The sequence below is a fragment of the Nocardia sp. NPDC003963 genome (genome assembly GCF_053605105.1).
The window spans coordinates 24,419-45,427 of sequence record NZ_JBSGIP010000006.1; the positions used below are offsets into that span (position 1 = coordinate 24,419).

The 21,009-nt window shown below is 65.5% G+C and carries 16 protein-coding genes; 1 reads left to right on the forward strand and 15 read right to left on the reverse strand.

Annotation, left to right across the window (positions count from 1 at the left end; translation table 11 throughout):
* The first annotated feature begins 26 nt into the window (after nucleotides 1–26).
* On the forward strand, nucleotides 27–563 hold the full coding sequence (locus ACWEWT_RS14880) for a hypothetical protein (protein ID WP_452559219.1): 537 nt from the start codon (nucleotides 27–29) through the stop codon (nucleotides 561–563).
* A 77-nt stretch (nucleotides 564–640) separates the two neighbouring features.
* Here ACWEWT_RS14880 and ACWEWT_RS14885 read toward each other — a convergent pair whose 3' ends face one another.
* The 15 genes from ACWEWT_RS14885 to ACWEWT_RS14955 all read right to left on the reverse strand — a co-directional run bounded on the left by ACWEWT_RS14885 (nucleotide 641) and on the right by ACWEWT_RS14955 (nucleotide 20,306).
* Nucleotides 641–2,833, reverse strand: coding sequence for a hypothetical protein (locus tag ACWEWT_RS14885; protein WP_452559220.1), 2,193 nt, complete (start codon nucleotides 2,831–2,833; stop codon nucleotides 641–643).
* Between the two features lie 622 nt (nucleotides 2,834–3,455).
* On the reverse strand, nucleotides 3,456–4,556 hold the full coding sequence (locus tag ACWEWT_RS14890) for a GAF domain-containing protein (protein WP_452559221.1): 1,101 nt from the start codon (nucleotides 4,554–4,556) through the stop codon (nucleotides 3,456–3,458).
* Nucleotides 4,556–5,068, reverse strand: coding sequence for a hypothetical protein (locus tag ACWEWT_RS14895; RefSeq protein ID WP_452559223.1), 513 nt, complete (start codon nucleotides 5,066–5,068; stop codon nucleotides 4,556–4,558). The genes ACWEWT_RS14890 and ACWEWT_RS14895 overlap by 1 nt, the downstream gene beginning before the upstream one ends.
* A complete protein-coding gene (locus tag ACWEWT_RS14900) occupies nucleotides 5,049–5,984 on the reverse strand; it encodes a hypothetical protein (protein ID WP_452559225.1) in 936 nt (311 codons plus the stop codon). Before ACWEWT_RS14900 ends, ACWEWT_RS14895 begins: the two co-directional genes overlap by 20 nt.
* Before the next feature lie 168 nt (nucleotides 5,985–6,152).
* The gene (locus ACWEWT_RS14905) at nucleotides 6,153–7,340 is read right to left on the reverse strand and encodes a cutinase family protein (protein ID WP_452559493.1); all 1,188 of its coding nucleotides are present in this window, start codon (nucleotides 7,338–7,340) and stop codon (nucleotides 6,153–6,155) included.
* 948 nt (nucleotides 7,341–8,288) lie between these two features.
* Nucleotides 8,289–8,636 carry a hypothetical protein gene (locus tag ACWEWT_RS14910; RefSeq protein ID WP_452559227.1) on the reverse strand — a complete coding sequence of 116 codons (348 nt, stop codon included), beginning with the start codon at nucleotides 8,634–8,636 and terminating at the stop codon, nucleotides 8,289–8,291.
* A gap of 332 nt (nucleotides 8,637–8,968) precedes the next feature.
* Entirely contained in the window at nucleotides 8,969–10,363 is a 1,395-nt protein-coding gene (locus tag ACWEWT_RS14915) for a cytochrome P450 (RefSeq protein WP_452559229.1), read from the reverse strand.
* The gene (locus ACWEWT_RS14920) at nucleotides 10,360–11,442 is read right to left on the reverse strand and encodes a terpene synthase family protein (protein ID WP_452559231.1); all 1,083 of its coding nucleotides are present in this window, start codon (nucleotides 11,440–11,442) and stop codon (nucleotides 10,360–10,362) included. The genes ACWEWT_RS14915 and ACWEWT_RS14920 overlap by 4 nt, the downstream gene beginning before the upstream one ends.
* A 33-nt stretch (nucleotides 11,443–11,475) precedes the next feature.
* Entirely contained in the window at nucleotides 11,476–12,609 is a 1,134-nt protein-coding gene (gene ispG, locus ACWEWT_RS14925) for a flavodoxin-dependent (E)-4-hydroxy-3-methylbut-2-enyl-diphosphate synthase (RefSeq protein WP_452559233.1), read from the reverse strand.
* Nucleotides 12,606–14,462, reverse strand: coding sequence for a 1-deoxy-D-xylulose-5-phosphate synthase (locus ACWEWT_RS14930; protein ID WP_452559234.1), 1,857 nt, complete (start codon nucleotides 14,460–14,462; stop codon nucleotides 12,606–12,608). The genes ispG and ACWEWT_RS14930 overlap by 4 nt, the downstream gene beginning before the upstream one ends.
* Nucleotides 14,459–15,448 (reverse strand): 4-hydroxy-3-methylbut-2-enyl diphosphate reductase, encoded by a 990-nt coding sequence (gene ispH, locus ACWEWT_RS14935; RefSeq protein WP_452559236.1) that lies wholly within the window; start codon nucleotides 15,446–15,448, stop codon nucleotides 14,459–14,461. Before ispH ends, ACWEWT_RS14930 begins: the two co-directional genes overlap by 4 nt.
* Entirely contained in the window at nucleotides 15,445–16,551 is a 1,107-nt protein-coding gene (locus ACWEWT_RS14940) for a terpene synthase family protein (protein ID WP_452559238.1), read from the reverse strand. Before ACWEWT_RS14940 ends, ispH begins: the two co-directional genes overlap by 4 nt.
* A 13-nt stretch (nucleotides 16,552–16,564) precedes the next feature.
* Entirely contained in the window at nucleotides 16,565–17,575 is a 1,011-nt protein-coding gene (locus tag ACWEWT_RS14945) for a polyprenyl synthetase family protein (protein ID WP_452559239.1), read from the reverse strand.
* Between the two features lie 68 nt (nucleotides 17,576–17,643).
* Nucleotides 17,644–18,990 carry an oxygenase MpaB family protein gene (locus ACWEWT_RS14950; RefSeq protein ID WP_452559241.1) on the reverse strand — a complete coding sequence of 449 codons (1,347 nt, stop codon included), beginning with the start codon at nucleotides 18,988–18,990 and terminating at the stop codon, nucleotides 17,644–17,646.
* Entirely contained in the window at nucleotides 18,990–20,306 is a 1,317-nt protein-coding gene (locus ACWEWT_RS14955) for an NAD(P)/FAD-dependent oxidoreductase (protein ID WP_452559243.1), read from the reverse strand. Before ACWEWT_RS14955 ends, ACWEWT_RS14950 begins: the two co-directional genes overlap by 1 nt.
* Nucleotides 20,307–21,009 lie beyond the last annotated feature (703 nt).

Consider the following 21,009-nt stretch of genomic DNA (forward strand, 5'->3'; position numbering starts at 1 on the left):
ACAGACCAGCACCGGGGATATTTCTTATGGATGAGCACAGTCTCGCGCAGCTCAGTTCTGCCCAATGGCGCGGTGGCGCTTTCGACGCGGACCAGGTCGCAATGGCCGTTGTCACCGCGTGGTGTGCCCGCGCCGCGGACCTGGTGCTGGCCGCGCCGACCCGCCGGGATGTGCGCCCTGACGCCATCGTCACCGACCTCGATCAGAACTGGATGATCCCGATCATCGTCAACGGCGTCGCTCGCGACGAATTCACCGTGTCGAAAGATCTCCTCGGCTCCGGCGTCGCGCTCGTGTGGGTGTTCCTCGGCGCCCCTGACGGCGGGCTCCCCTCCCACAGCAGGACCGAAATCGTCGTGCTGGACCCGGCAACAGCATGGGAGCTTCCAGCGAAAATCGGTGAGCAGGCCCCCGACGGACGCTCCAGTTACCACTGGCCGTCGGTACCCGCGGTGCTGCGCGACGAGCTCGCCGAACACACCGCGACCAGCCCTGAGGAGCTACGCGCGTTGCTCGGACAGCATGCTTGGCGCAAGCCCGGACTCTCCGTCTCCTCGTCCTGATCGAAAACGGCCCGGCTACCGCCATAGAGCCACTGCCGTGTTCTGATGGCCAGCTTCGCACTATCCGCGCTCTCCCCTCAACCGAGCTTGCGATGCCTACCGACCGCCGGACGCTTCGGCCGCGCCAACATCGCCTGACGTCGCTGCTCAGGGGACTGACGGACGACCGCCGCCGCCTGCGGGGACTGGGTACGGGCGGTTTCAGTACCCGACGACGCGGACTGCGAGCGCTGGAGCCGTTGTGCCTGCCCTAACAGATCGCGGACCCGGGCCGGTACCTCGACCGGATCGATACGACGACGGCTGCCCTCGGTGCTCGTGACGACAGCGCCCGCGTGCAGCGACGACAGCATCGCGTCGACGTTCGGGAAATTTGCTGCACCTTCGCTGCGACGCAAGTGCGGATGTGCCTCATAGCCTTGATAGGCCTGCACGGTCCAGCGGTCTTGGGCTGCGCGCAGGATCAGCTCACGATTCGGGTTACGTGGGTCTTTGAAGCCGATCGTGTAGGTGTCGACCGTGTCCTGTGCCGGCGGCTCCATCCGCTCGGCGGGAATCGGCGCGGCGACATACTCGGCGCGCTGCGTGGGGATCTCGTGTTGAGGGGCTTGCCCCAAACCACGCACTATCTGCCGCAGGGCCACTTTTTCCCCGCCGGTCAGGTGCGGGTGGTTGCTGATGCGTGGCTCCAAATGCATGCGCTGATCAAGGAGTGTCGGACGCAGCGCCTCCCGCTCCCGATTGGATCCCCGCTCGGCAGCGACACGAGTCAACTGGTGGAGCCGCAGTAAGGCATCCACATCAGCGCCCCGGCCGTCCGGCCCAGCCCGGAACGGTGCATCCAGCAGTTCGTCGGCACGCTGGCGGATTGCCGCGGGCGCAGGCATCTGGAATACCGGTGAATACCCTTGCATCGGTGTCTCGATCGCGCGCTGCACATCCTCACGCACGGCGATGCGCTCGGTCGCAGTCAGAAGGGGGCTGGGCAGCAAGGCATCGATGCGGGCCCGCACCTCTCCCGCCAGGGCTGCGAGCCTGCGCTGCTCCGGCCCTTGTTTGCTGGCCAGCTCTGATTGCAGGAGATGATGCTGGTCCAGCGCGATCTGCAGATCCGCCTGGACGAAGCCCGAGGACGGGCAGCCGACGATATCGCTGACAGCGTTCGGGCCGCGTGTCTGATGCGCATCGGCCGCGGCCAGCACCGGCCGCAGGGCGGGGAGCTGATCGATCATCCGGGGGTCGGTCACCATCTCCGCGATCTCGGTGCCGAGCCGGCTGTAGCGCGAGGGAGCCAACCCTATCCGTGTGGCGGCGAAGGCTCCCGGGCTCGCGCTCACCGGCTGGAACGCTGGCGAATCGTTGGCTGCTTCCTGGTAGGCCTCGACCAGGCTCGCCAGCCTGTCCCGGTCCACGCCGGCCACGCCGGTGACCAGGCTGCCGTCGTAGTCGACCTGTTCCCCCAGCCTGGTCGCGACATCTGTGGGCCGTCCGGCTTCGCTCCGCACGGTCACGGTCGTGCCATCGGCGCGGTTCTGCACGATCAGAGCCTGCACTTGACCTGCCTCGGCCCCGAGAATCCCGCATTGAGCACCCAGCCACTCGCGGGCATGGCGGGCACTGTCGAACTGCTGCCGACGCACCGCCAGAGGCCGGGTCGGCTGATCACCGGAATCCGAGCCGACACCAGGAGCACCGCCGGCAGCGGAATCCAACAGTGCGGTGTAGGCCCCTGTGGGGCGAGCCAAAGGGACCAGATCGATGGAAGCGACGATCGCGGCCGCCCGGTCACGATCCGTGCCGACCATCCTGTCGGCGGTCAACCTCAGATCATGGCGCAGGCCTTCGCGTTTCCCGGCCAGGGCACCGTCCCATTTGACGCGGGCGGCCTCAGCAGTGACCTGTTCGTAGAGTTGGGCCAACGGCCCGAACTCGGCCGCCGCGTTGAACGGCGCGCCCGATGCGAGGGCTCGCACGACCGTGGGAACCCGGAGGTCCTCCAGAGCCCGGGCGACCTGCTCGGCAGGCCCTTCCAGCGAATACAGCCTCGAGGCGAGGTGAGGCTGAGCGATCGTGTCGCTGATATTCACTCGCACCGTGCCGGAACGACGCTGAGCCCGCAACTGCCGACGTACCCACTCCCGTGCTTGGGACGGGTCGAGGAAATGGTCTTCTGCTGGTGTACTGACGGGATTGCCCTCGGAAAGAACTGCCACCGAGGCGATGTAGCGGGTGACGGGGGTGTCGTCGAAGTTCAAGTTCGGGGAGGTCATGGCGTGGTCCCGCTCTCTGTATCAGCGGCCGCCTCCGCGTGATTCGATGGTGAGTGCGAAACTCCGCCGAAGGATGACGGCCGTACTGGATCAGTGGAAACCACGCTGCGCGGGCGAACCGCGAAGGACAGCAGTGGCGCTACATCCGGATACGCAACCAGCGAGCTACCCGGGAAGCCTTCCCCAAGAACCAGGAAGGTGCATTCCCAGAGTAGGCAGCGGCTCGACATCGTGGCAACACCCCGGTTCCCGCAGCTCGATCCCGATGTTGCGGCTTCGTGGAGGGCCGCAGGCGGCAGCCCAGGACCGCCCGCGCGGTGGCGCGGACGCTGTGTCGTGGACCGCCGGGTACCGATGCCGGTATGTCGCTGGAGATTGCTCGTGTGACCGATATGTCGGTCACGGAGATCCTGTGGTCGGGTTTCCGAGGGTGTGCACGTGTCCACGCTGCTGCGAACGCGCGCTCGGAGACATGGTTGCTCCACTCCCACATTGCCGTGACACCAGCCTTTCACTCGTCGCCTGGAACTGCGCCCAGCCCCGCCGGTCACCCGAAGCGATGGGATGTGCCCGAGCGAGCCACAGCGGGGCGGGTTCTCTGGCTGTCACGGGTGAGGCTGTTTCAGTAGGGATCCGCACCGCCGGAGAACCGATCGGGATCGCTGAGGTGGATGTCGAGAAGAGCTTGTGGCGTCGGGTCGCGTATCAGCACGTCCCATTGCGCGTGCACCCTCGTCCAAGGTGAGCGTTCGTCGAATCGCAGACGCCAGCTGCACCGTGCCGAGTCGGCGCCGGCGAGCAGCCGTGCCCGGGTCGTGGACAACTGTGCGAGGTCATCGGTGTGCACAGTGGGGATTTCATTCATCCACCGGTCCAGCGGCGCTCGTCCGCGTCGTACCCATTCATGCACCAGCCCGGTCCGCACATCGATCACACCGATCCCATGCTCGTGCGGGGTGGGCAATGCGTCGATCAGCCGGGTGGCGATCGCCGGTCTGGGAACCGGTCGCGTGAGGCTGACATCGGTGACCAATGCCGCGACACTTCGCTGACCTGCGGAACCGTAGGCTCGTGCCACGAGGTAGAGGGTGCGACGCGCCTGGGAGAACTCTCCACTCGTCACCGCGAAACCCGAGTACTGCCCTGGTGCCGCGCTGGGATCGAACAACTGCAACAGCTCGGCTCGGTTGTCCAGCCACTCGAAATGGCGCAACAGATCCGGCAACGCCCGTTCGGCCGGAGCAGAGATTCCCGTGTCGAGCATGTCCTCGACAACCGCGGAGGTACACGAGATCCCATTGCCGGGCACCCGCCACAGCACGGTGCCCACCTGCGGGCGCTCCGGCGGGCTCTGCGTCCGAGGGCCGGCCCAGACCTGTACCGCGTGCACCGCGCCACTCGGCCCCGTCACCGGCACGGCGACGATGCGGACATGGGTGCCCGAGGGAGGATATGCGATTCGAGCCTGAGACTCACCGCTGGTGACGGCCGCGTCGACTACTGCGGGTAGATGTTGCGCCACAGCGCTGCTACCGGCGATGCGTGTCCGGGTAAGCCGTGTGTAGCGCCGCGGATGGACTCCTTCGGCGATCACGCGGCGATCGTCTGCTGGACCACCGAGGGTTTCGACCAACACCCACGGTCGCAGCGCATTGGAATGCAACCGGGGCCCGGCCGCCGACACCGATCCGGGGTCGGGGTTGTGCCTTACCGGCTCTGCCATCAACGCCACCGTCCTCTGGGAACCCACGCGGGTAGTCGGCGCCGCCGTGGCGGTAGGCGACGCTCACGGGTGTGCACAACTCCGTCGCCTACCTGACCCTTCAGATCCGTCCATGCGGTGCCCTCTGCGAGGTCCGGGAGGTACACCATCGCGAGTACCTGCACGCGGCCATCGGCGAACTGCTCGATCGTTTCGGCAACTGCTATCGCTCGATACGCGACCCGGGTCGAACCGAGAACCACCAGCACGATGGCGTCGGCGCCGACAACCGCCGCCTCGACCGCCGCCGACTGCGCAGCCGCCAAACCGAAACAGCGTGTGCCGATCACCCGGTCACCGCACAGCGCAGCAAGCAGCACCCCGTCCTCGGCTGGATCGAGGCCCCGCACCGCGGTCAACGCCGTCTCCAACCCGGTAGGTGTCCTGGTCGACGAACGCTCTTCCGCGCTGCGGACCGGGCGTCGATCGCCACCGGCAGCGCGGTCGCCATCCTCACGCGAGGTCGCTGCCATCGATCACACCCTGGGAGCACTGGACATACAGACGGCGGCAATGCCACCCCAGCTCGGCGACGACCTCGTCCAGCTGCCCCGACATCGAGACCTCTGCGCGCCGCCGGTGCGCCTTGGATATCTCGACCACACCGGCGATGAACTGAACCAGCAGCAGCACCGAGGACCGCATCGGGTCGAGATCGGCAGGGCGGAACTGAGCCAGCCCATACGCAGCGCGATGAAGCCGAGAAGGTACTGGGTCCGCGGGAGCCCGGCCGACACACTGATGGTGCACCGCCGAACGGCCCAAAGCCCGCGAAGCCTTGCCCAGCGCGCCGCCCAACGCAGGGTCGCCGGTGGCGCGGCACGCCCATTGCCCCGCTACACCGGCAAGGCGCGCCGCAGCCCACGACCATCGGGCAGCCTCGGCCGGCGTCAACTCACGCAGGTACTGGTTGAAAAGACCTACGTCGGTGAACATTCGGCTCCACACCGAGCGGTGCAGCAGCACGACCTGGTCACGATCGAAATCTCCATATGGTCGGAGCCCCTGCCACTCCGCCGACGCCCGGCCGCGAGCGGGACGTCGATCGTCCCAATCCTCACGGAGATGGGACAACGTCAAGTCGGCAGCCATATCGGTGTCGTGATAGGTACGTCCCAACCCGATCGAGAGCTCCATCGCGTACCCATGCACACGCCCGTCCACCGTCCGGCGGTGCGGCCACATGGCAACTCCGTCTCTGCGGATGCGCCGCACGAACTCGGCCTCCGACAGACTCGCAACAGCCGCGGCCCGGACCAACGTGTGGAGCAGTTGCAGTTCGCCGGAATTGCCGGAGAGCTGCGACTGCGGCAGCGCAGGCTGTGAGCATCGCCGAGCAGGTGTCACATGCGGAATCCGGTCCGGAAGACCCTCGTTCATCTCGTCCATCCCATCTTCCCTTCCCGACCGAACGGCCGAAATACTCAGCTGAAACCAGGTCTATTCACTGCGTCCTGTGATGAGGACGGCGCTCGACCTGGTGTTCCGATCGACGGCGCGTGCCGAAGGGGGACGAGAGGACGCGGATCGACCGGCATATGCGCGACCTCGTCACCGTCACTGATGCCCTGCCAGGTCTCGGGACAGCGCGGCGAACCAGTCCGCAATCAGTCGGGTCTGGCCTCTGTGGGCGTACCCGACATGGTTTGCCACGATGTTTCCGTAATATCCCCAGGTCGCAGGATCGATCATGGCCGCGTTGTCAGCGAGGTTCGCGGGGATCGACGCGCCCACCTGCGTGAGCAATCTCGGGATCTGACTGGCAGGATCGGCCGCGAGTGCGGACAGAACCTGTCCCTCTTTCACCGCCGCTGCAGCGACCTGACCCGGATCTGGACTTGGATAGCGGGGATCGGCCGCATCTGCCAGCCGCTGCGAGATGCTGCGAGTCGGTTCATAGCTGACCTGGCCGAGCCGGACATGGACATCGTTGAGGACAACCGCCACTCGGGCCCGTCCGGCCGTGCCCGCCAGCGCTCCGCCTAGCGAAGCCACTGCCGCGATGGGATCGAGCAGGACCGACTGCGCTGCGATCCCTGCTGCCGTACGCAAGAGGGCGGCACCGGCGGGAGCATCACAACTCAGGTCCCCGGGTGCGCAGAATTCGCCCACACGCCCGTTCAGTGCACCGAAGTCGACGCCCGTGTCTGCGATTCCGCCGCTGGGCGGCACCGGTGGCAGATGCACACCACCAACCGCCGAGCCAGCCGTCCCCGGGGCGGGACTCGGGGTGGATTGACCGGGCCGACCAGGGAAGGGGCCTCCGGCCGCGCGCCGCGTGGGATTGCTGATCAACGCCACTCCTGCAATCCGATCCGCAGGAACAGGTCCCGAGCCCGCCCCCACTTGCGTGGCGAAGTCGCTCACCACCGCTGCGCCCCCGCTGAAGCCAGCGACTGCCAGCAGGGCGTTCGGGCACTGATCGACAGCAGCGGTGGCCATGCTGTCCAGATTCGCGCGACCCGCAGCGACCGAATCAGCGAACGGAAGGATCCCGGCTCCGGTCAGCGCAGCCCCGCCGAAACTCGCCGGATACGGGACATACGCACGTTGAATTGATACGCCTTGGGCGATGGCTGGGCCGAACACCTGGCCCAGCATTCCGCTGTCGATGAACGGGTCAGCTGTAGGAGAAGACTCGGATGTGCCCTGGACACCCAGAACCACAAGGCCAGGACACGACCCTTGGATCGGGCTCGGCGCGCTGGAATGAGCCGTAGTGGTTGCTACGCCGACCATCACCATGACGGCAGCGCCGACGGCAGCTACATGCGAAAAAGAAATCCGCGGAAGTGGCGTGATTCGTAGGCTACTCAAGAAGTTCCTCAGTGCGAAAAACCCGAAGCTGTCGCGCGGGTGAAGTGAAGGATCCTGCGGCAGAGCCCATAGGCTGCACCGGACACGGTCTATCCAGGTTGGGGTCGCCTCGCGGAGCCCTGACCATTCCGTCAAGGCTCCGCGCGCAGTGATCAGAGGAAACTGGTGACCACCCAGAAGACGTCGATCAACGTCTGGACAACGTAGGCGGCCGTATTGATGATTCCCAGCGGATCCATACTTTACTTCCTTTCGCAGGGTGCCCGAATTTCGCACACCGATCTATTGCGCAGTAGCAGCTACGCGCACGTGAAAAAGCTGCATACGTCTATCTTTTGGTGGTCCGAAGCAAGGAGCTAGCCACAGGTCAGCCCTGTGACTCGCAGTGTAAACAGCTCGGAATCACTTCCGCTTTTATCCTCCCCAGCCCGCCTCGGTTTCGTCCGTATTGGGAACGCCAGTGATTGGAGCCCAGGGACTACATATAGCATTCAGTCAAGCGGTACCCGTAGTCAACAGTCAATGGGTGCAAATTTATTCAGAAGCCAATTGCGAGTGCGTACTGGAATTCGGAAATTCCCTGCGCTCTCACAGCTGCGGTCCGTAACGCAACAGCCGCATCGCAATCTTCTTGCGGATTCACCGCCAACTCATGAGGCTGGTTCCGACATAGGCGCCCTGGGACGGCCCATCCGCGATCTCAACGAAGCGATTGGGAGGTGCACCTTGCCACCGAGGCGCTCCTGAATCTTCAACACCATCAACCGATCCAGATTCGGATGTTTGGGCCGGGGCATCGACCCATACCGCTGGCGACACTCTGTATTGCGGGCTTTGGTGATGGGGTGAGGAGAAGCCAAGGCGCGCGGCCGCGGATCAGGTCCAGGTGAGGCACCACCGGGAGAGATTGGAAACCAGGTCGGGCATGCGGTTGACCAGTCGACCGCGGGCAAGGATTTCCGGGAATGGTTCTCTGAGAACGGCCGCCGCGTAACGGTGCTGCCGCTTCATTTCCTGGTGCCGAGGGATTAAGTCGCTGGCGATGTAGTGCCAGCGTTGTTGCCGGTTCGCCCAATTGAAATCGGGAAGTGGCGTGTGTAGCGATAGGGTGCGGCCCGCGACCTTGGCCCTGATCGTGGTGGGAGCGAACACCCCGGCAGCTTGGACTCCGGGGATGATCGGCTGGCCGACCTTTTCGGAATCGGTACTTTCCGCAAGGTGCATCGGGTACAGGGACGGCCGCGACGGCTCACGGAGCAAGCATTCTGGGCAGCAATTGCTTTCGTTCCGGCGTGTGTCGGGTGGTCAGCCCGGGGGGCGAGACTCGGTCGACGTCTGCTCTTTGGCCCGCCAAGGATCTGTTTCGGCATCAACGCACGGCCTCACGCATCTGCTGGGCGAGCGAAAGCCGTGGAAGGCTCGTGCGGCTATTGATTGCTGGCGATGGTCGGGATGAAACCGGTTCCGTCGTCCGTGCAGTGCCCTGCGCACGGGTTGTGCCGATGCCCTTTGGCCTGGTCCGGCCGATGGCTATGATCGTCATTCCTGCCTGCCTTTCACGCCCCTTCGGCGACATGCCAGGGCTGGGTCGATGCTGAAGTCCGTGACACCGTGGGCGCGTCAGCGCGAAGATGCAGTCGCAACCGCAAACGGTTGGGCGCCAGAGTGGTACCGATCCCGCGTCGGACACGGCCGGGTACGGGTTCCATCGTCCAGCGCGAAGCGATCGATGCGAGCGCGAGAACGATTTGTGTGAGCGCGAAGTCGCTTCCGAGGCACTTGCGTGCCCCGCCCACGAACGGGATGTAGGTGCCCGCGGTCGGGCGGCGGTGGCGGTCGACCCACCGGTCGGGGTTGAAACGGTTTGGATCGGTGTAGATGTCGCCCCGGTGATGAATGAGGTAGGGACTGATCGCGAGTGTGGTGCCCTGCGGTATCGGGTGGCCGCCGAGCACCGTATCGGTCCTGGCGGTGCGGGTGAGGATCCACCCGGGCGGGTAGAGCCGCAGGGTTTCGTCGACGATCTGGCGCGTGTAGGAAAGGTTCGGGATGTCGGCCCAGGTGGCAGCCCTGTGACCGAGGACAGTGCTGGTCTCGGTATGTAGCCGCTGCTGGGCCTCGGGATGCTCGGCCACCAGATGCATCGCCCAAGACAAGGTTGCGGCGTTGGTTTCGGCGCCGGCCAAGTACAGAGTGGTGATCTCGTCGACGATCTGGTCCTCCGACAGCGGCTGTCCTGTCTCGTCGTGGGCAGACAGCAGCATCGAGAGAACATCCCCGTGCTGGATGCCCGAATCTCGGTAGTGGGTGATCACTCTCCGGCTGATGGATCGCATGCGTGTACGTGCATTGCGGAACCGGCGACGGCCCGGCAGCGGTGCCCAGTCCAGACCGGGCGGGATGAGCATCCTGACCGGCATCGCCGCCAGCATCTGGGACATGGCCTGGGCGAACGCATTGGTTTCCGCGATGGTCTCGGGCGTCGAGAACAGCGTGCGTGCGATGATGCGGCTCGTGATCGCGGTCATCGCCGGGTAGACCGCGACGACCTCGCCGTCGCGCCAGGCGTCAGTGGCGGTGAGGGTTTGACGCTGCATCTCGGTGGCGTAGGCGAGAATCCGGGACGGATGAAACGCGGGCTGAACCAGTCGCCGTTGGCCGCGATGGTCCTGACTGGGACAGGATCCGACCCCCGACCCGATCACCTCACGTAACCGTGAGTACAGCGGGCCACCTTTGTCGTAGACGCGGTCGTGGACCAGCATGTGATGTACCAGGGTCGGTTCGCACACGACGATGACTCGGGCGGAGCCGACACGGAGGTCGACCAGGTCACCGTGGGCGGGCAGCCTGCGCAGAAAACCCAGTGGGTCGAGCGCCAGCGCTGCTGCGTGACCGATGAGCGGCCGGCTACCCGGCGCTACCCCGTGGGTGTAGGAGGGGGCGGTCATTGCGGTACTTCGGTGATGTGGTCGTCGAATAGCCCTTCGCAGGCCCGCGCTTCCACGATGGGTGGCCGTGCGATCAGGGCATGTCGATAGCGGGGGCTGGTGCGGTGCCACGGTTCGTATCCGCCGGCCCACAGTTCGAGTGCATCGGCGTAGCGCAAGGTGCTGGCACGGTCGGAGGCGCTGAATCCGAGGCAGTCGCAGACTGCGGGCAGTTCGGTGCGGAGGTCGTGGAACCGGCGGGCATGGGAGGTGATGATGTCGAGGACGGTCCGCTGGGAGCGGCCGATCGGACCTCCTGTTTCGGCGTCGATGACCAGTATCAGGTTGCTGTGCTGGCCCCGGGCGATCTCTTTAGGCAGCGAGTGCAGATCGTTGATCAGGTTTCCGATTTGGACGATGCACTCCCGCATCACGGTGATTTGGGGTGAGCGGAATGCCAGCTCGGGGAGTTCGAAGCCGGCCGCGGGTTCGATGATGTCGAGGAACGGGTGCATCCAGCCGCCGTCGCGGCGGATGCTCATATGGATGTCTCTGGGCGCTGGTCCGCCCCGCATGCCACGATCGGCGACCTCGTGGACAATCGCGATCAGGCTTGCTTCCCAGTGCTGCGCGGTGCGACGCCACCAGCTCACCGACGCACGAGATCTGCACTCGCGGATCACTTCACCGAACGCCCGGTGCAGCGGCTGAACGTTGGGACCGGCCACCACGCCGGCGGCGCGGACGATGTCGAGGAACGGCCGAACCCGCTGGGCACAGTCGCTGGCAGATTCGAGTTCATCGAGCGCATCGTCGAGCATGATAGAAACGGCCATGAACCGTCCGACCAGGTCCATTCCGGCGGTCGACGCATCAGGATAGCTGGCGCCCACGAACCCGGCAGTGTTCCACATCTGATACCAGGCAAAAGAATCCGGGGTCGGTGCGAGGTTCCGATCGAGGACCCATTGCTGCACCCGGTCACGACTGGCCGAAATCTCTGATCGGGTGTGCGGTGTGGAGCGCATGCCCAACTCGATGCCTCCACCGACGTGGGCATTGCCACCACCGTAGCGTGTCCGGGTGATCGTTGTTGTCATCGACATCTCCTCGGGTTGTGCGGGTTGCAGCGGTCATTCGGTTTCGGTGAGGCGCAACGCTTCCTCGAGGAGCGCGGTGACGATCTGACTTTCCGCGACGGTCCGGACGACCTCGCCACGCACGAATATCTGGCCCTTGCCGTTGCCGGAGCTGACGCCGATATCGGCCGCGCTGGCTTCGCCCGGTCCGTTCACCACGCAACCCATGACGGCTACGCGCAACGGGTGGGGGAAGCCGTCGAATGCGGCTTCCACCTGTTCGGCGAGGGTGTAGACGTCGACCTGGGAGCGGCCGCAACTAGGGCAGGACACGATTTCGAGCGCTCTTTCGCGCAGGCCGAGGCTTGCGAGGATGCCGATCCCGACCTTGACCTCCTCCACCGGTGGTGCCGACAGCGAGACCCGGATGGTGTCGCCGATCCCTTCGGCGAGCAGGATCCCGAACGCGGTAGCGGATTTGGTGGTGCCCTGGAGAAGCGGGCCGGCCTCGGTGACACCCAGATGCAGCGGATAGTCGCAGCTCTCTGCGAGTAGTCTGTACGCGGCGATCATGATGATGGGGTCATGATGTTTCACCGATATCTTCAGATCACCGAATCCGTGGTCTTCGAACAGGCTGGCCTCCCACAGCGCTGACTCGACCAGCGCCTCCGGAGTGGCGCGGCCGTACTTGGCCAGAAGCCGTTTATCCAGCGAGCCGGCGTTGACGCCGATCCTGATCGGAATGCCCGCCGCTCCGGCCGCTCGAGCGACTTCCTTGACCCGGCCGTCGAATTCTTTGATATTGCCCGGATTCACGCGAACCGCTGCGCAGCCGGCGTCGATGGCGGTGAAGATGTAGCGGGGCTGGAAGTGGATGTCGGCGATCACCGGGATCTGCGACTTGCGGGCGATCGTGGCTAGTGCGTCGGCGTCCTCCTGTCGTGGGCACGCGACGCGCACGATATCGCAGCCGGCCGCGGTCAGCTCCGCGATCTGCTGCAATGTCGCGTCCACGTCGTGGGTTTTCGTCGTCGTCATGGTCTGGACTGCCACGCGGGCATCTCCGCCGATCAGGACTGCGCGACTGTCCCCGCCTACTCGCAGCTGGCGGCACTTGCGCCGCGGCCGCAGCACCGTGCGGGGCAGTACGGGAATCGGCAGATCGATCGGTTTGGCTGTCGTCATGCGGATGTGCTCCCAGCAGAAGTGTCGGATGCGGCGGTCTGACGGCTGGGCTCGATCAGCAGCGCCCGGGCCGCGGCCGCGATGCCTGATCCGGTCAGCCCGCAATGGGCGAGCAGCTGGGCACGGGATCCGTGGCCGATGAATTCGGTGGGAATGCCGAGAGCGCGCATTGGTGTGTCGGGTCGGCAGTGCTCTGCGAGCGTGCTGGAGAGTCGGGAGCCGATGCCGCCGTCCCGGATTCCGTCCTCGACACAGACGACCGCACGATGGTGGGCGGCCAGGACCGTCAGCGCCGGGTTGATCGGCATGACCCATCGCGGGTCGGCCACCGTGGTCGCGATCCCGTCGGCGGTGAGCTCGGCGGCCGCGTCCAGGCAGGCGGCGGCTGTGGCACCGATACAGACGAGCAGGACGTCGGGCTCATCGCGCCGGTGTGGGCTGCGATAGAGGATGTCGACGCCACCGATCTGGGTTTCGGCCGCGATATCGGGTCCGGCGTTGGCTTTCGGGAAACGCAACGCGGTCGGCCCGCTGATGGTGGTGGCTTCGGCCAGCAGCGCCCGCAGACGAGCGGGGTCGCGGGGGCAGGCGATGCGGATGCCCGGGACGCAGCTCAGCAACGCGAGATCGTAGACGCCGTGGTGGCTCGGCCCGTCGGGGCCGGTGATCCCCGCGCGATCCAGGACGATGGTGACGGGCAGCTGATGCAGCCCGATATCGTAGATCGCCTGGTCGAGGCTGCGCGAGAAGAATGTCGAGTACATCGCCACGACCGGATGCAGTCCGCTGCTGGCCATGCCCGCTGCCGAGGCCAGCAGATGTTGTTCGGCGATTCCGGAATCGAACACCCGCTCCGGGTGCGCGCGTGACATCGCGCCCAGGCCTGTCGGCAACCGCATCGCCGCCGTCGCCGCGACGATCTCGGGTCGGGAGTCGGCCAAAGCCGCCAACTCGGTTTCGAACACATCGGTCCAGGTCCGCGGTCCCACCTGTCGCGGCCGCCCGGTGACACGATCGACAACACCGCACGCATGCATCCGGTCGGCATACTGTGCGGCCGGCGGGTAGCCGCGGCCCTTCTCGGTCACCAGATGCACGACCGTAGGCCGTGCAAGGTCGGCGGCCGCCTGCAGCACTTCGATGGTCGCGGCGATATCGTGGCCGTCCACCGGCCCGAGGTAGGCGAAACCCAAGGCGGTGAAAACGTTGTCGGTCCCGGGCTTGTCGTTGTTCCGTAGCTGGGCGAGGTGGGCGCCGATGGCGCCGGCAGTGGGGTCGTAGGACAATGCGTTGTCGTTGGCGACGATGATCGCGGGCAGCGTTGTCGCGCCGAGATTGTTGAGGCCTTCGAACGCGACGCCGCCGGTGAGCGCTCCGTCACCGATGACCGCGACTACGCGGCGATCGGTTTCACCGCGCAGCGCCAGCGCTGCGGCAACTCCGTAGGCCCAGGCCAGGCTTCCTGAGGCGTGGGAATTCTCGACCACATCGTGTTCGGATTCGGCGCGGCTGGGATACCCCGAGAGCCCTCCGGCGGTCCGGAGGCTGTGGAACTCCTCGGCACGGCCGGTCAGCAGCTTATGGGCATAGGTTTGGTGCCCGGTGTCCCAGATCAGCTTGTCAGCTGGTGAACAGAACACCCGGTGCAGGGCGATGGTCAGCTCCACGGTGCCCAGGGAGGCACCCAGATGCCCACCTGTCTCGGTCACCGTGCTGATGAGACGCTCCCGGATCTCTGCGGCCAGATCGGAGAGCTGTTCCACAGCGAGTGCGGAGAGGTCGTGCGGGCCTCGAAGGGATTCCAAGAGCCGAGCAGTTCCCGTGGTGGTGTGTTCAAGTGCGGATGTTGTCATGACCGGTCCTGGCTGGTCGTCACTCCCCGGGGCAGAGCGAACCGCATGGTCTCTGTCGTGGTTTCGCGCACGGTGACGCGCACCGGGCCCCGCGCGCGCAGTGCCTCGATGACCTGGTCGACGAGTCCGGGTGGGGTGGAAGCGCCTGCGGTGATGCCGACGACGGTGACCCCGTGTAGCCACGCCGGATCGAGATCTTCGGGACCGTCGATCAGATAGGATGGTGTGCCCCGGCGGTGCGCAAGTTCGACGAGACGTCGGGAATTGCTGCTGTTGGCCGATCCGATCACCAGCAGTACTTCCGCCTCGGATACCACGGCGTCGGCGGACTGCTGACGGTTGGTGGTTGCGTAGCAGATGTCATCGGAGGGCGGCTGGGCCAAGGCCGGGAAACGTTCACGCAGCGCCTGGATGACCTCGGTGGTTTCATCGACTGCCAGGGTGGTCTGTGTCAGGACCGCCGGCCGGGCATCCGGGGGCAGATCGAGATCGGCCACGTCCGCGGCTGTCTGCACCAACTGGGTGCGCTCGGGAGCCACACCCATCGTGCCCTCGGCTTCTTCATGGCCTTCGTGGCCGATCAGCACGATCTGTTTGCCCTGGCCGGCGAAACGTCGGGCTTCCATGTGCACCTTGCGCACCAGCGGACACGTCGCATCGAGAACTGTCAGGCCGCGCCGGCGGGCCTCGGCGTGCACCGCGGGCGAGACGCCGTGCGCGGAGAACACCACTGTCGCCTCGGAATTTTCGGGGATTGCATCGAGTTCCTCGACGAACACAGCCCCTCGTGCTGCAAGGTCTGCGACGACGGTGCGGTTGTGCACGATCTCGCGGCGGACATACACCGGTCGCCCGTCGGCGTCGGCCAAGGCGTGCTCCACGGTCTCGATGGCGCGCTCGACTCCGGCGCACCAGGACCGCGGCGAGGCGAGCAGCACCGTTGTCTCGGATTCGGCGGGTTCGCCGTTGACGTGATCGGTTTTCATCGCAGTTCCTTCCACCACCAGGCGATTTCGGGATACGGGGGCGGTGTGAGGTCGTCGGGATCCCACACCGTGGGGACGGTGGAGACACTGATCTGCGGCGGGCTGAAACCGGGTGCGCCCGGGCCGGCGGGTTCGAGGTAACGCACTGTGGTGCTGGCCCATTCGATGCCTGCGGGGATCCAGCGAGGCAGCTCGCGGGCATAGCGGGCAACATCGGGACGCGGATCGGCCAGGAGCTGCCGCTGGAGTCGGTGCGCGACCGACACGACCCTCTCGTACAGCTCTACCGCGGCGATCGGATCCACGGTGTCTGTACCCGGAGGCGCGAGAACAGCCAACAGGTTGGTGTTGCCGGTGCCGGCCGCGACCTCTTTGGCTGAGCTGGCAATATCGTTGAGCAACGCGCAGCCGGTCATCACCGCTTCGGTGTACGCTCGAACCGTTCGGTCCCGGGCGTGGCGAGCGGTGAGTGCCTCGACGCCCGATGACGCGGCCGTGAACGGCACCAACGTGGCCACGCCCACCTTCGCCCACCGCATTCTCAGCCACTCCCCCACACTGGGCGGGCCGGGACGTTGCTGCAGCGCTGTATACCACAGCTGACCGGACAGCCAGACCGTGTGGGCCTGGCCGAAAACAGCGAATTCCTCATCGGTGAGTACGGATTCGATATCGTCTCGTAGCGCCCGAAGGCTCACGATCCATCGGTTCCCGGTCGCCGGACCTGGGCTCGGTGCCGCATACATGACGCGCTGCAGCTCGCCCACCTCCGCGGCCAGTCCGGGTAGGTCGGGGTGGTGGTCGCAGTAGTCGTCGAACGCCGATCCCCAGTAGAAATGGCGGCTCGCCGCGAGGACCGTGGTCTCGTGAGCGAACGGCAGGGCGTGAGCGATCCCGTAGGCGCAGCCCATTCGCGTTGACGTACTGCCGGGGTCGAACAGCCGGTGCCGTAGGCACCACGAAACAGCCTGTTCGTCGAGGGCGGCCACATCTCCGGGGTAAGTGCTCAGCGGAAACGGACTGTAGACAGCGACCGTGTCGGGCAGCGTTGCATTGCGCGGCGTGGGGTCGATGTCGATCGGCGTGGGTGGCAGGACTGTCATATCGGCTCCGAGGTCAGGCATCGCGCTCGGTGATGAGACGGGAGATGGCGGTCAGCTCGGCGAGCCCGTCGGCCGTCGGGCGGGCGCTGGCCAGGCACTCGTTCGCTGCGGTGATCTGTTGGTGTCCGTAGTCCAGAAGCCAGCTGCGGGCGCCGGTCCCCTCTACGAGTTCCGCCGCGCGACGCAGCTGGTCGGGACTGAAATCCGTCTTCTGGCGATACATTTGCGCGAGTTCGGCCGCGGCTGGCGAGTCCGCGTTCAGCGCGAACAGCACCGGGAGGCTCTTCTTGCGGCGCTGCAGGTCGGCGAGCACAGGTTTGCCGGTCTCTGCCGCAACCCCGAAAAGACCGAGGTAGTCATCGATCGCCTGATAGGCGATGCCGAGGTGGCGGCCGAATCGGGTCAGCGCATGAATGCGTTCCTCGGTGGCGCCGCCGTAGCGCGCTCCGAGCCCGCACGCCGCCCCGAGCAGAGCACCGGTTTTCGCCTCGGACATGGTCTGGCATTCGCCCAAGGTCACGTCCTGGCGTTTCTCGTAGGAGGTGTCGGCGAGCTCGCCCCCGATCAGCTCTTGCACCGCGTCGAGCAACACCATGCTTGCGCGTACTGTCCGCTGTTGAGACCCGGTGTGCAGTGCGCGGACCGCGGCGTGGAACAACGCATCGCCGACCAGCACAGCAGCCGGGATTCCGAATGCCGCCCACACCGCAGGCCGATGCCGGCGAACGGTGTCGGCATCCAAGAGATCGTCCTGGATCAGGCTCGCGTTGTGCACGAGCTCGATCGCCGCGGCCGCGGGCACAGCGGACAAATCGCTGCCGCCCACGGCTCGGGCGCTGGCCAAGACCAGCGCTGACCGTACTCCTTTACCCCACCCGGTCGTCTCCGGTTTTCCGCCGAGATCGGTCCACCCGAAATGGTAGGCGGCAATCGGCCGAGTCTGCTCCGGCAACGTATCGACTGCCCGGCGAAGTTTCGGTGCCACCAAGAACCGTGCCCGAGCCAAAAGGTCACCAGCGATCACCGGTGATATCCCGTTCTCCCCTATCTGCTGTCGTGCCTGGGCGTGTTCGATGGCTGTCTGTGTGATGCTCATGAGGGCTCCATGGACACGGTGCGATGCGGATTCGAAGGTGAGGTCGGTGGGTGCGGCGCCAGGTCTGACGGCGGTGCCACAGGACTGTTCATCGGTGCTCCGCCGTGTACCTCGGAGAGCTGATCGGCGCGAGAGAACCGCTGGTCGCCGTGGTGACGGTGCATCATTCGGAGTACCGAACGCACCTTGACGCGCCGCCCGTACACCTCGCTGAGGCGAGTCGCGCCCGGGATCACCCGCCGCGCGACCTCCAGACAGGTAATCGTCGCGGCCGCCGCCACCACGACGGCTTGGGCCGCCTTGCTGTCAGGCAGGCCGAGGAAGTCGGAATTGGGCTTCCCCAGGATCAGCCGTGCATAGCCACACAGAAACCCAGTTGCCGCGTGTCGTCCGATCCGGTGGGTCAGATCGTCCTGGTTTCCGATGACGACAGGCCCGACAGCGCCGATGAGTGCCTGCGCCATCTTGACGGAATCCTCGTCCGGATCGCTCAGCTCGTAGGAGACCTGGAGCCAGAACAGCCGCCAGTAGTCGCGTTCGCTGGCCGGAATCTGGCCGGCGGGGGCGCCTAGCAGATAGCCAACATAACGGAAGAACGCGTATACCGCTTCCTTCTCATCACGCGACCAGTGCATTCCGAGGGCCTGGGATCCTGCGATCTGCGCGACAGCGAAAAACACCTGCGTACCCAGAATCTGGCCTCCATTGACGGGGCGGTCCCACGCCTCCCAATCCCAGTCCGATCGCCGGCCCATCCCTGCGCGCACCATCGCGTGCATCAACCGCACCCGCAGGGTCGACCGGAACCCCGGCGCGAACCGATCCAACCCTCCTGGGGCAGTCGCCTGCACGAACCACAGCATGGTTTCGGCGACCCTGCGCGGAGCCATTTGATCTAGGTCCCCACCGACCAGGCATTTGACGACCCGGTGGGCGAGGTAGCCGCCGAGAAGCGCGCCCATGGACAGCGAGATGTTCCCGACAACACCACTGCGGCCGATGACCCGTGCAGCCAAGGCAAGCTGCTGCGGGTCGACCCAGTAGGGCACAGCGTCCACCGAGGCGAAGAACGCGGTCAACTCCGGAGGCGGATCTTCGACGGCGGCGATCCCTTGCTCCACCGCCAATTCGAACAGTGCGCGTCCCTGACCGGCAGGCAGTCGCTGAAACATCGCCACCAGCCCATCGGCCGCGGGATCCCCTATTCGAGTAGCTTCCAAATAGGACTGGCGTTGAGCAGGAGTCGACCGCACGTCGCCCGGGAGTTGGCGCAACAGGAATGTAAACGGAAACCGGGTCAGCATCGGCGGGTGCGGGAGCTGCCGGAGACACGCTGCTGTCATCACTGTCCTCCAGATCCGAGCAGGACACGACCGAGAATCTGTGGCCGGAATAGTGACCGCGGCGGGGAGACCAGCGACATCACCTCCTGAAAAGCAGCGGCGACCAGGGGATCGGTCGTTGCGCGGCTCAAGACTCGATCAAGAAACCGATGCTGAACTTGCGTGAAGGCACCCGATTGGCCACCGATCGTGGCGGGAAACCGCATGTCCTCACTGGCGGACATGAGCCACGAGTCCACCGTTTCCGCTGCGATGCCCTTCTGAGCAGCGCGAGCCGCCGGAATCCCAATCCCGCCATAGCGACGCAGCGCCGAGCGCATCGCCAGCGCTCCTCGAATGAGTACAGACATCCCCTGCCCATAAACGGGATTGAAACTGGCGTTCGCATCACTGAGGACGACCAAACCTTCGGGTGCGGAACGCTCGAAGTACCGTCGCACGCTGGGCCCGGGGCGAAAACCACGCACCTCGCTGGCCGGCTCCGCATTGCGTAATGTCTCCCGCAGGATGGGATCACGAAGCTGCGAAAGCAGTTGGTTGAATCCGCGCTCGCCCGGCTCGGTTTCGCTGCCCCGCATTGCGCCTAAGCTCACGATCCACCTATGCCCCTCGACGGGCAACAGGGCGCCCGTCTGCGGATAGCCCGGAGCCGTCTGCAGGTAGAGCGCGGAGAAGCCGTGGTCAACCGGCGGCCGGTAGAAGAGCCGGCTCGCATAGCTAACGCCTGCGTCAACACGAACTTCCGGCGTCGGCGGGCAGCCCAGTTCACGCAGCCAACGGGTAAGCGACGAAGAACGTCCCGACGCATCCACAATCAACTCGGCATTCACCTCGCGGACCGGAGTGGCACCACCACCACGGGCCCGGATTCTGGCTCCGGTCAGACGTTTCCGGGTGCCCAGAAGGCCGATCGCTTCCCAGCCTTCGAGCACATCGAGCTGAGACCCTCCAAGAATCCGTACCTGTTCGCCATCAACCTGCCGGATCTCGGCCCCTGCGTACACCCGCGCGCGCACGACGTGATCGAGAAGCGCACGAGTGCAGGACGTGATGGTCAGGCTGCTGTCATGCTCGGCCATCAACCCAGCTGCGGTACGCCACCGCAATTCACCGGACATCGCAAAGTTCACCGCACCAGCGGTCCTCAACTCCTCCCGGATATTGGGCAGCAGCGCTTCCAGCGCGCGGTGCCCACCTTCCAGCAGGAGATGTGCATGTCGGGCTTGCGGAACCCCTGGGCGCACGTCCGGTTGAGCCGGGAAGCGGTCACGCTCGACAACAATGATGCGTTCGGCGTGCCCTTGCAGGGCCAACACCGCGCAGAAACCAGCCAGTCCGCCGCCGATTACCAATGCTGTGCCGCGGCCGTGTTCACTGTGGGACAGCAGATGTGCTGAGGAGGACGCCCTCTTGCTGGTGGAAGCCGACGTTACGAGGAGGGGGCCTCTTGTCTCGGCCGATGACGCTTGGTCAGGCATCCGTGCACGTCTCCCTCGGTACTGCCCTGCTTGCCCGAAAATGCCATTGGCCGTGGTGGTTCGACACGATCTCGAGGTCCTCCCTTCTGTAAGCCTGCTTACATGCGAGGCAGTCAACGACTCCGTCGTCCGGATCGTGAGGACCTTGGCGCCTGGCATCTGTAGGCCGGAAATATCCGAGCTGCGGCTGCCGCGAAGGTGCGAACCTCAACCGCCCATTTCAAATTTGGAAATCGACGTGTCGAGTGCCGGTATTTCACGAATTATGGCCTCGGCTCGGATCGTGCGTGAATTCAGATTGTATTGCCCGGGTGTTGGAACGGATTCAAGCATTGATTTTCTGCTGCCACTCTGTCAACCAGATGGCTTTGTCGGATTAATGTAAATCGCGGACCGGGATGTCACCCCAGGTATCGAAGATGGTGTGGGTTCGGAATGATGTGGCGACATTGCTTCCGCGGCCTACACGATCAGTGGCAATTGCGGTGCTGCGGTGCTGAGCTGTTCGGAGGTTCGGCTTCCGGCGGCGAAGACGCATCCG